Raw genomic sequence first — 15852 nt, forward strand, 5'->3', positions numbered from 1 at the left:
ACCTTTATTATAGCTTGTAGCTAAAGCCTAACAAGTAAGTACGACCGTAATCTTGGTAGTCACGAACTTGTAGCGCGTTATCGCCAGAAAGCGATGTAAACGGCTCTTCTGTTAAGTTTTGAACTTGGAACTGAATTGATAAACCTTCAAGGCTCTCAACACCGCCCTCACTAAAGTCGTAGCCTGCTTGAATATCCCAAATTGTTTCGCCTAGGATATCTACTTGTTCAGTATCAAAGCCTAGCCCGTATACATCACCTTTAAAGGCACTACGTTTACGCATGCTGGTGCGCAGCTGAATACCATTCATTTCGTAGTAAACCGTTAAGCTTTGAATTTTGTCAGACAGACCCGGTAGCTCGTACTCATTACCGTTTTGATCTTCAATGTCTGATTCAATACCGGTATGGCTTGCAATTAAACCAAAGCCTTCAAGTGACGGGTGGAATATTTTAAATGGAAGCGCCAGTGATAGCTCGTAACCGTATAGGTCACCGCCGCCGCCATTTACTTTACCACTGCCAGTACCTTCTGACGTAGCTGGGACTTCACCTGTTGATGGGTCCGCAACGCCCGACATATCAATTTCGTATGTGCCGTCAAAAATCCACTGGGTTAAGTCTTTGTAGAAAAACGCAGCAGAGAAGTAACCTTCATCACTAAAGTAGTTTTCGTATGTTAAATCGTAACCAGTGGCCTCTTTTGGCTCTAAATTAGAGTTACCACCCGATACAGACCAGTAGTTACCATTTTCATCAGGTGTTGTGTTGTATGACGCATCAATAGATGAATTCATTTCGTCTAAACGTGCACGAGAAATTGTTTTAGCTGCACCAAAACGAACTGTTTGTTGCTCATCAATCGCAAGTGATAAGTTTAAGCTTGGTAATACGTGAGAGTAATCATGGCTAAGATCTGTCGGCGTAACAAAAATATTACCATCATCGTCTGAATTAAAAGCGTTACTTTGTGAAGATTGGTCAGTATGTACATAACGTACACCAATGTTACCTGTTAACGCTAAACCGCTCACTTCAGCATTAATATTAGCTTGTACAAACGCCGAAGTAATTTCTTCTTTTACTGTCCACGATTTAGTTAAGTGACTTGTGTCTGCTAATCTTTGGTCAACGAGTGTATAATAGCCATCGTTTAATAAACTGTTAGCGTCATAGGCAATCATATCGCCCATGCCAATAAAGTTTAAATCGACGCTGCCCATTCTGTACTGCTCTGGCACAGTTAGCATACCTGGGTTATCAAGTGAAAAGCCTGATAGTGTCATATAAAAGCCTTGCGAATCTTTGGTTTTTTCGCGCTCTTTATAAGACATGCCAAATTCAATTGAGCTAAAGTATTCGTTTTCTAACACTTTAGAAGCCGCTAGCTTTAACGTAGTCAGCTCATCTTCAATCGTTGGTGCATTTATGAATCCATCCTGTGCCTGATCTTTATAACCAGAAATATCATTTCCATCAGCATCAACTAAACCATACTTATTATTCAATGCTTTGTTTGACCCCCAAGAAAGTGGACCACCTAATTGAATCAAACTATAGTCACTGTAATCTAAGTCATGAGTAAACGTAGCACCAGTATTACCACCGTTAAATGTGTAACCTAAGTTATCTGCAATACCACGTGAATCGCCGCGTCCTGTGCCTGAGTAACTTTCAAGGCTCCAAATTTTACGATCTACTTGCGAGTAACTTGCATCAAATTCTACTGACCAAGAATCGTCAATATCGTATTTAGTGTTAAAGCCAAACGCGGTTAGCTCTGCTTCACGCTCTTCATAATCGTTACGAACAACTACACGCTGGCCATTAGTAACAGCACTAGTAATAAATCCGCTTGCATCATCTACACTAACGCTTGCAGGGTCAATGGAGCCTTGCCCCCATGCAAATGGAATTTCGATACCACGTAAGATTTTTTCATCTGTAAAATCTACATATAATGCATCAAACGTCATATTTAGTTTGTCAGTCGGTGCCGCCTCTAGTACGAGCATGGCTGAATCACGTTCAAGTGTAGATGAACGTACAAATGGTTTTGCACCACCTAAAATTGAATATGTTTGGCCACCTACTTCTCTTTCGGGGTAGCCCCACGCGTTCCAACGTTTTTCTTGGTTTGGTGAGCTCATGGTGTTAAGTGCAAATGCAACACCTATAGTGTCATCAGCAAACTGATCAATGTATGAAATAGTACCGCGATAACCATCGTCGTTACCGTCTGGGTTTAGTTTATCAAAGCTGGTTTGCTCGTACTGGCCATTAACTTGAAATACACGCTCGCCTTTACTTAAAGGACGCACGGTTTGCATGTTAATAACACCGGCGATACCTTCGGCTTCGATACTTGCATTAGGTGTTTTATATACAGTAACACCGCTCATAATTTCTGATGGGTAAAGGTCAAACTCTACGCCGCGGTTATCACCAATAGATACTTGCTCGCGGCCGTTAAATGTAGTACCACTTTCGTTTTCACCAAAACCACGAATTGATACTCTGCTTGCGCGACCATCTAAACGCTGCGCTGTTAAACCAGGTAAGCGTGCAATAGACTCAGCAATAGATGAATCAGGTAGCTTACCTATATCTTCTGCTGAAATTGACTCAACGACTTGAGTAGAAAAACGCTTTGTGTTGATTGATTCTACAACACTGCCACGAAAGCCTTTTACTTCGATAACCTCAACGTCATCATTTTTGACTGTATCTTCTTGTGCTGCTACAGAGGCAAAGCTTGCTAATCCTGCAGTAGCCATTGCCAACGTTAATATACTTGGTTTGAACATAGACATGATGTTTTTCCCGTTACCCATATTGTGATACTCGCTTCTTTATTTGAGTGATAGTCAAACAGGCGAGCTAATTTTGTTGTCAGGATGGATATTAACGCCAGCTTTATTTTATTAACAACTTTATGCATACGTATTCAACAGTTATAGCACGACTTCACATTATTATAAACCTTGCCAAATAAACATTAAATAATTGATTTTATTGAAAATAAAACCATTGAAAATGACACAACCAACTCTACATGTAAAATCTACTGTATCAAAAACTAAAAGTTAACAGCACGCAATGTAAACAAAGTGAAACTAATTAGTATCGCTATTTAAAATAAGAAATATTAGACACAATTCAAATGTTTAATTGGTCAGACCATTAAATTCAAAACATAAAATATATTTTCTCTTGTATGACAAACCGTTATGTTTAATAAAAGTCAGAAAGTAAGTCAGTACCATAATTGGTAAACACCCAACACATAAATAAAACACCTTTAAGCTAGCTATAAGTACTTATTTTTAATAATTTAATTGCGTTAATTTTAGTGCATACGTATGCAGACTTTTTACAGCGTACAAGGCTTCACGTATGCTTTTTGCAAATAACGTGATTAATCGTAATCACAAATAAAAATAGTCTAAATACTGTGTGGAATGACGGAGAAAAGCATGACCCAAAAGCAGTGGTATAAAGGTGCAGTTATTTATCAAGTTTATCCGCGTAGCTTTCAAGATAGCAACAACGATGGCATTGGTGATTTAAGAGGGATTATTAATCGTATTGATTACATTAAAAGCTTAGGCGTTGATGCTATTTGGATTTCACCTTTTTTCAAATCGCCAATGAAAGACTTTGGCTATGATATTAGCGACTATCGTGACATTGACCCGCTTTTTGGTGACCTAAATGATTTTGATGAGCTAATAAGCGAAGCCCACACTCGTAATATTAAAATAATTATTGATCAGGTGTTAAGCCATACATCAGATCAACACCAATGGTTTACTGATAGCCGTGAAAATCAAAATAACAGTAAAGCCGACTGGTATGTTTGGGCTGACGCAAAAGATGATGGGACAGCCCCAAACAACTGGCTATCTATTTTTGGTGGTGGTGCTTGGCAGTGGGAGCCTCGTCGCGGGCAATACTACCTACATAATTTTTTAACCGAACAACCGGATCTTAACTTTCATAACCCAGATGTTCGAAAAGCTGTGCTTGATAATGTTGAGTTTTGGCTTAAAAAAGGCGTTGATGGTTTTAGGCTTGATGCAATTAATTTTTGCTATCACGACGCGCAATTACGTGATAATCCGGCTAAACCAAAAGATAAGCGCCAGGGTCGTGGTTTTAGTGAAGATAATCCGTATGCATTTCAGTACCATTACTACAATAATACTCAGCCTGAAAATATTGAATTTATGCAAGATATTCGCACATTACTTAATAAATACCCAGGTACTGTATCGCTTGGCGAAATCTCATCAGAAGATTCATTAGCTACAATGGCGCAGTACACCCAAGGTGGCGACAAACTGCACATGGGTTATAGCTTTGAGCTATTAACAAATGATTACTCAAGTGAATATATTAGAACTACGGTTGAAACTCTAGAACAACGTATGACTGAAGGCTGGCCATGCTGGGCATTTAGTAATCATGATGTAGAGCGCGTAGCGAGCCGCTGGAGCGAAAATGGCGAAGTAAACCCTCAACAATGTAAAATGCTAACCGCCCTATTAGCTTCCCTTCGTGGCAGCGTGTGTATGTATCAAGGTGAAGAGCTAGGTCTGGGTGAAGCAAGTGTGGCCTATGAAGATTTACAAGACCCATACGGCATTACGTTTTGGCCTAATTTTAAAGGGCGTGATGGCTGTAGAACACCAATGCCTTGGGATCTGGCTGATTCATCTCATGCAGGTTTTAGTGAAGTAAAACCTTGGCTACCCGTTGATAATGCACATAAGCAGCAATCAGTAGCTATACAAACAGATGATAACAACTCAATTTTAAATGCCTACCGTGAGTTTATGGCATGGCGAAAAGGCCAAACAGTTTTACTTGAAGGTGATATTGAATTTATAGAAACGCCAGAGCCTGTGCTTGCTTTTTATAGAACGCTTGCAAAGCAAAGGATGCTTTGTATGTTCAATCTCAGCGCTAAGCAAACAAGTATTGATATGCCAACATCAATCGTTAAAGAATACACCGAGCTTAGCCACCACAGCGCAAAGTTAGACCAAGGCACCACAACGCTTGAGCCTTACGCATGTTTTTACGCTCAGTGTTAATGACTTAAAAGTTGCGCTTAATGTTTACCTAAGTGCGTTAAATCCGAAAAAGCCCAAGCTATTCACTTGGGCTTTTTCGGATTTAACGCATTCTAGTGACTTTTAGTTTCACCATTTAGACATTCAGTTAAAGCAAATAATACGGCTGATATTACAAACTTAAAATATCCTCATAGCAGAAATATACAATGGCGCTTATCCATTTCATTTTTGAACCTAAAAAATCAATTTTCCTAAAACAATCTAAAGGTTATTAATATAAAGCGCAGAATCAAGTTTTCTTAGCTACTAAATATATTACTCCAGCTGATAATACTGTACTTACTAAAGTTAAAAAACTGACAAGTAAATTACTCATCCTCACGATAAAAAAATTTCGTTATCTTTTATTTCAATTTCGATTAAAAATCAGTATACCAACAGAGTTGTTCTGAATTGGGCACTACTGATTTATACCTAACTTTAAACTGGATAAATCAGTCATCACACCATTTTTTTAGGAATAAACGAATGAAAAAAGCATTGCTAGCATTAATCGTAGCACCACTATTTGCAGTATCTGCGACTTACGCGGTTGCAGACGATGCGCCAACAGCTTCAGCCGAAATGATAAAAGAATACACAGAAATGTGTGTTAACTGGGCTAAAGATGATGACGTAAGCAATGAAGAGCTAAATGCCTACGTATTAAAATGCGTAAATGATGAGCTTGAATCTGAAGGCTATAAAAAAGTATCTTCTGTTAAAATTTAATTATACCAATTACATTTAATTAGTGATCAATTATAGCGCTAAGAATATAGCTCAATAGCTAAGCGAAAAAGCATGACATATATTTGTTCTCGGCAGCTGCTCCCTGCAATGCCTACTTTCTGCATCTATGCAGTCATATATGAATAGTTTTTAACGCAGTAACTGAGTTATTTAATACGCTAAAATGACCATGTTTTTAATCAAATTGGTAACACGCTTAGGTGAATGTACTGCTAATAAAGCCGTTGCGAAAGCATTCAACTAGGCACAAAAAAACCGGAATAGACACAAGCTGTGCATTCCGGTTTTTTTATGATTTTTTAAATCTACAAAAGCTATGAATAAGCAATAACGTGCTTATTCATCTTCTTTTTTAGCTTTCGCTTTAGGCTTAGCTTTAGCTGGTGCCTTTTTTGCAGCTGCTTTCTTTTTAGGCGCTGCTTTTTTCTTCGCTTCTTCTGTCCATTTACCTGCTTCATAATGAGCAGTCCAGCCGGTAGCTTTACCGTCAACTTCAGTCATAACATACTGAGATTTATTTTTACGGCTATAGCGTACAACAGCAAGATTACCATCAGGATCTTTAGCTGGTGCATCTGCTAAATAATAAAACTTAGGCGAAATGCGGTCTCTAAAGCGTTTTAGTTCTTCAACCTTAGGTGCACGTGTTTCACGTGACTTAGGAAAAGTATTTGCGGCTAAAAATATACCCGCAGCGCCATCACGTAAAACAAAATACGCATCTGACTTCTCACACTCTAATTCAGTAATGTGAACAGGATCTTCTTTTGGTGGAGCAGCCTCACCATTTTTAAGTAACTTACGTGTGTTCTTACACTCGTCGTTATTGCAACCAAAGTACTTACCAAAGCGACCCGATTTAAGCTCCATGTCAGAACCGCACTTATCACATTCGATAATTGGTCCGTCGTAGCCTTTAATTTTAAAGGTACCTTCTTCAACTATATGCCCTTTACATGCTGGGTTATTACCACACACATGTAGTTTACGGGTTTCGTCAATTAGGTATGAGTCCATTGCAGTTTCACAAATAGGACAACGCTTCATCTGCATTAATTTTTCGGTTTCTACGTCTTCGACATCAGCAGCAACCGCTTCATCGCCCGACACTAAGTTCATTGTTGTTGTACAACGCTCTTTTGGCGGAAGGCTGTAACCAGTACACCCTAAGAAAACACCGGTTGAAGCCGTACGTATACCCATTTTTCGGCTACATGTAGGACATTCTATATCGGTTTCAACCATCTCATTAAGACGCATGCCGCCATTCTCTGGCTCGTCTTTAGCGACAGTTAATTGCGTTGAAAAATCAGCATAAAACTTATCTAAAACTTGAGTCCATACACGCTCGCCTTCAGCAATGTCATCTAAACGACCTTCCATTTTAGCTGTAAAATCAAAGTTCATTAAATCAGTGAAGTTTTCAACTAAGCGATCAGTGACAATTTCACCCATTTTTTCAGCAAAGAAACGGCGATTTTCTACACGTACATAACCACGATCTTGAATTGTTGATATAATCGACGCATAAGTAGATGGACGACCAATACCACGCTTTTCAAGCTCTTTTACTAAACTTGCTTCACTAAAGCGAGCTGGCGGCTTAGTAAAGTGCTGCTTAGGATCAAGTTCTATTAAAGTAAGTATTTCACCTTCTTTAACAGCTGGCAGTGATTGATCTTCTTCGTTCTTTTTACGCACCGCAGGTTGTACTTTTGTCCAACCATCAAAGCGAAGCACGCGGCCTTTTGCTTTGAGCTGGAAATCGTTAGCTGCAACAGTCAGTGTTGTTAGGTCGTATTCAGCAGGTACCATTTGACACGCTACAAACTGACGCCAAATTAGCTCATACAGCTTTTTAGCATCGGCATCTACGCCTTCGATATGACCAGACAACACAGTAACGCTTGAAGGACGAATTGCCTCATGCGCTTCTTGTGCATTGCCTTTAGAGCTATAGTTAATTGGATCTTTTGGTAAATATTTAGCACCAAACTCGTTCGTTACATACTCACGACACATTTCAACCGCATCTTTTGAAAGATTGGTAGAATCGGTACGCATATAAGTAATATAACCGCCTTCATACAAACGCTGAGCGAGCATCATAGTTTTCTTAACGCCATAACCTAGGCGTGTACTTGCCGCTTGTTGCATGGTTGAAGTAATTAATGGCGCACTTGGGCGACTTTTACTTGGTTTTTCTTCAACGCTAATTACTTTGTATTCTGCACTCTCAAGGCTTTTAACAGCTGCGCTAGCCTGAGCTTCATTTACAGGCTTAAATGCCTTTCCTGCTTGTTTGGTTACTTCTAAGCGTAACTCAGACTCTGTATTCTTAACATCAGCGTGAATATCCCAAAACTCTTCAGGGATAAATGCCTTAATTTCACGTTCACGCTCAACTAATAAGCGTACCGCAACAGACTGAACTCGTCCTGCAGATAGACCACGTGCAACTTTTGCCCACAACAAAGGAGAAACCATAAAGCCTACAACACGGTCTAAAAAGCGTCGTGTTTGCTGAGCGTAAACCATGTCAGTATTAAGCTCGCCAGGTGTTTCGAAAGCTTGCTGTATTGCGTTTTTGGTAATCTCGTTAAAAACTACGCGCTTATACTTTTCAGGTTCGCCGCCAATGATTTCTTGAAGGTGCCAAGCAATTGCTTCCCCTTCTCTATCCAAATCCGTTGCGAGGTATATTTGATCTGCATTTTCAGCCAGCTTTTGTAATTCTTGAACAACCTTCTCTTTACCTGGCAGGATTTCATAATGCGGCTCCCAACCTTGCTCAGGATCAATACCCATACGCGCGACCAGGTTAGTATAATCTCGTTGCTTTTTATACGCTGCTTTCTCTTCAGGTTCCATTTTGCGAACTTCTGCTGGCGTTTTAGTTGCCGGCACTTTAGCTTTGCTCGAACCTGAAGTAGGTAAATCACGTACATGCCCAATACTGGACTTTACGATGAAGTCATTACCTAAATATTTATTAATTGTTTTAGCCTTAGCAGGTGACTCTACAATTACTAGCGATTTGCCCATAGTTGCCTATTTCTAACCAAATATTAAAAATGTGTTTTGCCGACATAAGCGGCGCGAATATTTATAGGTATATCTACAAACACTAGTTGTTACAAGCTTTTAATACAAACTTTTCAGTATTTACTGAATAAACGAACAATTTTTGTCGTTAAATTAAACAAACAGGTGTTTTTAGATTAATTGATGTGGAATATATAGAACAGAAACAAAAATGCCAACCTAAAGGTTGGCATTTTTTTAAAACATCATAAAATTATAGCTTAGCGTCATCAGTAACTACAATTGAAGTTGACGTAATAAGACCCGATGTAGCTTCAACACTAATTGTTAAAAAACCATCAGTTATATCATTTCTTCCATCGGCTGGCTCTCTTGTTATACCAAACGAAATGCCTACAGGCACAAAACTTGTGGTATTAGGAAAGATATAACTGTTAGTGCCCGTTAGAATACCATTTTCAGAGGCAATAGTTACCTCACTCCCAACGGGTAAAGGGTTATTATAGACATCAGCTATGAATACTGTTAACCCCACACTATTAGTTCCTGTTGCTTCTGTTAAGTCTATTGAATTAACTCCACACATCCGTTGGCCTGTTGAACTAAGCACTAAAGGGCTTGTGGGGTCACTATTTACACGTACCTCAGTCGCTGTTACGCCTGTAATAGCAGAGCAATCATCAGCATAGGTTACTAACCTAAAGAAAGCCTCATCGCCAGACATTACAATCTCTTGGTTTTGAAATACATTAACCAATTGACGGCTACATAGTCCTGCGGTTTCGTCTTCTTCACGACATAGTAAGCCATTGTATAAACCGTTTTGGGTAGTCCAAGTGCCATTACCATCAAAATCTACGAACTCTTCAAACTCATCACCAGTTGAATTGTCACGAGAACATGGGTCTGTTCCATCACTGCAATCTTTACCGCCAAAAGTGCCATCTTCATTGTTATCAATAAAAGCTTCTGGGATATCAAATAAATCATCAAAGAAGTCTGTACTATCAAAGTAACCGTTCCCGTTAAGATCTGAGAATGTTTCTTCACCAATCGCGTAAGCTAGAACTGTTGCTCGACCACCTAATGGACGGTCAACAACTAAATTGTCCAGAGTATCCCCTTCAACAATACCTAATGGACAAGGTAATCCACCATCACATTTTTGAGCAATTGTATTTTCGTACATTGAATCAGTAAAAGGACGCGGGTTGCTACTTGTCCAAGTAACGCTACATGCTCCATTTGTTGTAGTACAACTTGGCTCAATAACTCCACCTTCTGTAATAAAAGTAACGGCCGTACCATCTGGAACAGGATTATTAAAGTGATCGGCTAAACGTGCGTTTACTGACACCTCGGTACCATCAAGATTCAAACCATGTGGGTTAAATTCAGAGCGCGATAAAGAGAAACTATTTTGATCAGCAATACCTGTACTAATAACCAAAATATCAGATGGTGCTGTTACAATAACAACTTCGCCATTTATCTCTTCTTGGCTTGATGCAATAACACGAACTGGCGTAGCAACAGCTCCCGACTGAACTGTTGTTTGTATTTCACCAGCACTATTAGTGATAGCTGAAGTTGGAGTAATAGTGATCCCACCAACTGAAGTTGATAACCCAAAGTTAACAGTTTTAGAGGCTAATGCATTTCCATTAGAATCAATAAGCTTAAACTTAACATTTGAAATTTCACTTCTATTTGCACCACCAGTACCTTTCAACGAAATCACTGGTTCTGTAACTTCAATAAATTGTATGAAGCCAATATCTGCTTCAGACACATTTATTGTTGTAGTACCTGATACAGTTTCACCTCCGGTAATAACCGTGGCAGTAATTATATCACCACCTTCACATGTTAAAGGGCGGTATGTTGAGCGCGCAAAACCGCCAATACTGGTGACTGACTCATCCATTACAGCTAAATCACTCGCTACACAACCTGAGGTAAATTCAACATTTAATGGGGTTGTATATAGTTGACCGTCTTTAGTAATTTCGATAGAGATTAATGCAGTAGCTCCAGCCGATAATAACTCATTCGCTGCTAATGAACTTGTAAGGGTAATATCAATGTCTACAGCCGCAATTTGGAATGCTTTTGTTAAATTACTGTCTAGCACTGATACTGTAACTTCACCTGCTCCTACATCACGTCCAGGTACTATATCTAATATCGCAATACCATTAGAATCTGTAATTGCAGTACCTGTAGTAGGTGAAATTGCACCAATAGTGGTAGTAGCGGTTACTAAAGTTTGAGTTAATGGTGTTGTTGAATTTTCATTAGTTACTTCAATAAATAAAATAGCTGAAGAATCACCTGAGATACTTGTTATCTCTTCACATAAACTTGCATCTCTAGTTGTTTTAAAATCAACCGGACAGTTTTGCAAAATTTTAAAATTGATATCCGCAGTGCTTTGATTAGGGTCGATAGCATCACCACGAGTATAAAACCCTACCGTTTCTGTAATAGCTTCGTACTGTGCTGTAACATTACCGGCTCCTTCAATTGTACCTGGTGCTAAATTTAGAGTAGCAATACCGTTAGTATTTGTTAGCGCAGTACCTGAGCTTGGTAAAAGGCTACCTAAAGTAGAGCTAAAAGAAACCACTTCTCCCACTACTGGGTCACCATTTGAATCTAGGACTAGAGCTTGCACTAGGCCATTATCGTTAGCACTAATTTCACTCGTTTGTATTAGTGTTGTTGACGATATTAGGCTCAAGTCAATTGTGAAATTATCTGCATCACCTTGAGCAGGAGAATCCCCGGCAGTTGTATATGTGAAAGCTTCAGCTGTGTAACTCGTGTTATCGCTATCAATATATTCGGCCGTTATTGAGCCTGCCCCTGCTTCTGTCCCTGCTAATAAATCAACCTTCGCAATCCCCTCCTCATTCGTCAGTGCAGTACCATTAGAAGGATTAATAGTCCCTAAGCCTGATAAATTAAATGCAACTAACTTAAAGGCACCTGGTTCACCGTTTAATAAGAGTTGCGCCTGGGCAACAGCAGGGTTTAAAAAATCTACATTACGAGTGGTCGAACCATTATTTGCTATTAAGCTAACCGTAATTTCAGCCTTTTCAACAATGATAGATTCAAAGTCAAAGGCTTCCGATGAGTACGTAACTCCATTATTTACGTAAGTTACAGATAATTCTGAAGCACCTTCAATATTTCCAGCTAAAAGCTCAATAGCAGCTATACCATTGCTATTGGTTAAAACACTTCCAGAACTAGGGTTTAGAACACCTATATTACTAGCTAACGAAAAGTTAACGCTTTGTGAGCTAACTGGAGTACCTTCATTAAGTAACGTTGCTCTTAATTCAAGTGGCACTAATGAAGTAACCATGTTTGATTGAACTTCCGTTCCATTTGAATACCCTTGCAAAGTTAAACTATAAGCAGGTTGGTTACCTTCTTTACCATCGGATTGAAACGAGAAACTTGAGGTGTAAGTAACACTATCAATGTTGAAACTTGCTACAACTTGACCAGCGCCTTCAATTGTTCCTGATGTTAATTCTACTTTCGCTTGTCCATTAGTTTGTGTAAGTGCTGAACTTGCATTTAAAGAACCCACATTACCCGATAGAGAAAATGTTATTACCTCACCAGATACTTGATTACCGTTATTAGTAAGAGTGGCGATCAAATCAATTGGAGTATCCCCTGAAACTGAATTGGTTTCAGATCCATCCCCTTGAGAGAAGCCTTGTAATTGGATCACGTATTCATTATTTGGATTTAGTCCAGCATCACCTGTTGAGCTAAACGAAAAACTATCTGTATAGGTCGTGCCATCAATTGTATATGTGGCAGTTACTTCTCCAGCACCTTCGACAGTACCAGCCATTAGTTCAACTTCGGCTTCCCCATCTGTATTTGTTAGTGCAGATGTTTGGCTTAAAGCCCCAACGGTATCGGTTAAAGTAAACGTAATTCGCTGACTAGCAACAACATCACCGTCGTTATCAGTGAGTATTGCTCTTAAGTTTAAGGGAGAATCTGCCGTAACAGCATTTGACTCTGTTTCGTCTGTTTGAGAGTATCCCTTTAATGAAACCGAATATGTAGCAGCCTCTGTAGTGGAATCACCATCACTAATAGAGCCGTCTTTTTCAAGTGACCCACCGCCACCACAGGCTGTGAGTAAAAAACTTAGCAATGAAATGCCGAGCAGTCGCATTAAAGGCATGAACCTCTCCCTAGCGTTGTTATTATAATCAAAATTAATTTTCACTTAATATTAACCTATAACTTAGTCTAAAATCTCAGTTTTTTATTACTTTTTTGCGCAAAATAATTTTAAATAAATACTAATTTTTTCTGTAGTAAATATTTCCTTGCTGGTAGTCTATGGCAAATTTATAAAATGTAGATCAGGGAATATGTCAAAAATCCGTTCAATGAGTTTAACCACTCGCATCATGATTGGTATGGCGCTTGGGGTTGCAGTAGGTTTTATATTTCAGGCTATATTAGCTGGTGAAGACGATTATCTAATACCACTTGGGTTATTCTCTTTGCCAATTAAAGCCTTTTTTGTTGATGGTATTTTCCATGTTGGTGGCCAAATATTTATTGCCAGCTTAAAAATGTTAGTTGTGCCTCTTGTTTTTGTATCGCTCGTTTGTGGTACCTGTAGCTTAAGCGACCCTAAAAAACTAGGCCGCCTAGGTGGTAAATCTATTGGTTTATATTTATTAACTACAGCTATTGCTATAACAGTGGCGATTACACTTGCCTTATTATTTAGCCCTGGTGAAGGCATCAGCCTACCATCTAATGCAACTTATGATGCTAAAGAAGCGCCTACCCTTGCACGTGTAATTATAGATATGTTTCCTACTAACCCATTTGAAGCAATGGCCAAGGGTAATATGCTTCAGGTTATAGTGTTTGCACTATTATTTGGTGTAGCAATGGCATTAAGTGGTAAAACAGGCAAACGCGTAGCAAGTGTTTTTGAAGATTTAAACACAGTAATCTTAAAACTAGTTACGCTGTTAATGAACATTGCACCTTATGGCGTGTTCTTTTTAATGGCAAAACTATTTACAACAATTGAGCTTAACTTAATTGTTAGCCTAGCCAAATACTTTGGCGTTGTAGTGCTTGCGCTGTTATTACATGCTTTCGTAAACTACACATTGCTTTTAAAAATATTAACGGGCTTAAACCCGCTTATTTTCTTAGCAAAAATGAAGCACACATGCTTATTTGCATTTAGTACCTCGAGCTCAAGCGCAACTATGCCTATTACACTTGAAACTGCTACTAAAAAACTAGGTGCTAATAACTCGGTTGCCTCATTTACTATCCCACTGGGTGCTACCATTAACATGGATGGCACTGCTATCATGCAAGGTGTGGCTACCGTATTCATTGCACAAGTGTTTAGTGTCGATTTGACAATTTCTGATTACCTAATGGTTATATTAACAGCAACACTTGCCTCTGTAGGTACAGCAGGCGTACCTGGTGTTGGTTTAATAATGCTGGCCATGGTACTTAACCAAGTTGGCTTACCTGTAGAAGGGATTGCAATTATTATCGGTGTAGACCGCTTGCTAGATATGACACGTACAGCAGTTAATGTAACCGGCGATTGTATGGTTACCTGTGTTGTGGCTAAATCTGAAGGGGAACTTGATGAGAGCATCTTTACGACCCTAATGCAGCTAAAGACTTAGAGGATTATCATAAATCTATTGACTCTTAAGCTACATTTATACAGCTATAAAAAAACCTTGATGCAATACATCAAGGTTTTTTTTCGAGTAGAAAGAATTAAACTGAATCGTAAAAAAATTCGAATCTAAGGATTTAGAGATTTAAATTTAGAGAGTAAGTTTATTCCCACTTTATTTACACCACTACTCAAGCCAAGAGCTAGCTTATCGCTTAATCCCTTTTTAATTTTGTATTTAATCTTATAAATTTGGCGCTCATGTTGCTGCTCCAGCAATGCATCATCACTTGTCTTTATAACATCTACCAAACCTTTATCAATCGCTTGCGTTGCAAACCAATGCTCGCCTGTCGCAACTAAGTTTATATCTAAGCTTGGGCGTTGAGTGCTTACAAACGTTTTAAATAAATCATGTGTTTGTTCAATTTCTTCACGAAATTTTTCACGGGCCTTATCTGTGTTTTCACCAAATAAAGTAAGCGTACGTTTAAACTCACCTGCAGTTATTTGCTCAAATTCAACATCATTTTTCTTTAATATTTTATTAAAGTTTGGTATTTGAGCTATCACACCAATAGATCCAACTATGGCAAAAGGGGCTGCCAGTATCTCATCGGCTACACACGCCATCATGTAACCACCGCTCGCTGCTACTTTATCAATTGCAACACTCAAAGGAATACCGGCATTTTTAATACGCTGTAACTGAGATGCAGCAAGTCCGTAGCCATGCACTACTCCGCCGCCACTTTCTAAACGAATAAGTACTTTGTCTTTACTTGGGTTAGCAATAGAGATAATGGCTGTTATTTCTTCTCGTAAGCTTTCTACTTCGTGAGCGTCCATACTACCTACAAAGTCAATTACATATAAACGAGGTTTAGGCTCATCTTTGTCTGCTTTTTTACTTTGCGATTTAAGCTGTTTTTGGTGCGCTTTAAACTCTTTTTTACCCAGCGTATTTTGTAGAAAACTTTCTTTAAGATCGACTAATTGCTCTGATATGTCGTCAATTTGTATTTCACCTTTTTTGGCTTTAGGCTTAACTGCAGCGCCAACTATTAGCATTAGAATAACTGCTATAGCGATAACAAAAGTAATTGTTTTAGCAAAAAACAAACCGTATTCGTATAAAAATTCCAACTGGTTTCTCCATTTATAAATTTCAGCTAATTTAGCATGCTTTAAAGCAAAAAAAAGCCACTTTTCAGTGGCT

General features: G+C 38.8%; 6 protein-coding genes and 1 pseudogene. 3 read left to right on the forward strand and 4 right to left on the reverse strand.

The annotated features are described in order from the left end of the window. Positions 1-7 precede the first annotated feature (7 nt). Positions 8-2812, reverse strand: a complete 2805-nt coding sequence (locus QT16_RS18180) for a TonB-dependent receptor (protein ID WP_039489907.1) — start codon at positions 2810-2812, stop codon at positions 8-10. Positions 2813-3475: 663 nt separating this feature from the next. Between QT16_RS18180 and QT16_RS18185 the strand changes: the two genes are divergently transcribed. Together QT16_RS18185 and QT16_RS18190 are read left to right on the forward strand one after the other, a co-directional pair. Further along, positions 3476-5098 carry an alpha-glucosidase family protein gene (locus tag QT16_RS18185; protein ID WP_039489909.1) on the forward strand — a complete coding sequence of 541 codons (1623 nt, stop codon included), beginning with the start codon at positions 3476-3478 and terminating at the stop codon, positions 5096-5098. Between the two features lie 510 nt (positions 5099-5608). Next, entirely contained in the window at positions 5609-5851 is a 243-nt protein-coding gene (locus tag QT16_RS18190) for a hypothetical protein (protein ID WP_002959734.1), read from the forward strand. Positions 5852-6208: 357 nt separating this feature from the next. On the opposite strand, the gene topA is transcribed toward QT16_RS18190, so the two are convergent. Both topA and QT16_RS18200 read right to left on the reverse strand, forming a co-directional pair. Next, positions 6209-8917 (reverse strand): type I DNA topoisomerase, encoded by a 2709-nt coding sequence (topA, locus tag QT16_RS18195; RefSeq protein ID WP_039489912.1) that lies wholly within the window; start codon positions 8915-8917, stop codon positions 6209-6211. 253 nt (positions 8918-9170) lie between these two features. After that, positions 9171-13139 (reverse strand): Ig-like domain-containing protein, encoded by a 3969-nt coding sequence (locus tag QT16_RS18200; protein ID WP_039489915.1) that lies wholly within the window; start codon positions 13137-13139, stop codon positions 9171-9173. Between the two features lie 193 nt (positions 13140-13332). Here QT16_RS18200 and QT16_RS18205 point away from each other — a divergent pair. After that, positions 13333-14666 (forward strand): annotated as a pseudogene (locus QT16_RS18205) (dicarboxylate/amino acid:cation symporter). A 96-nt stretch (positions 14667-14762) separates the two neighbouring features. On the opposite strand, the gene sohB reads toward QT16_RS18205, so the two are convergent. Beyond that, complete coding sequence (gene sohB, locus QT16_RS18210; protein WP_039489917.1) at positions 14763-15779, reverse strand: protease SohB; 1017 nt, start codon at positions 15777-15779, stop codon at positions 14763-14765. Positions 15780-15852 lie beyond the last annotated feature (73 nt).

It is taken from the genome of Pseudoalteromonas distincta, from assembly GCF_000814675.1.
Lineage (GTDB): Bacteria > Pseudomonadota > Gammaproteobacteria > Enterobacterales > Alteromonadaceae > Pseudoalteromonas > Pseudoalteromonas distincta.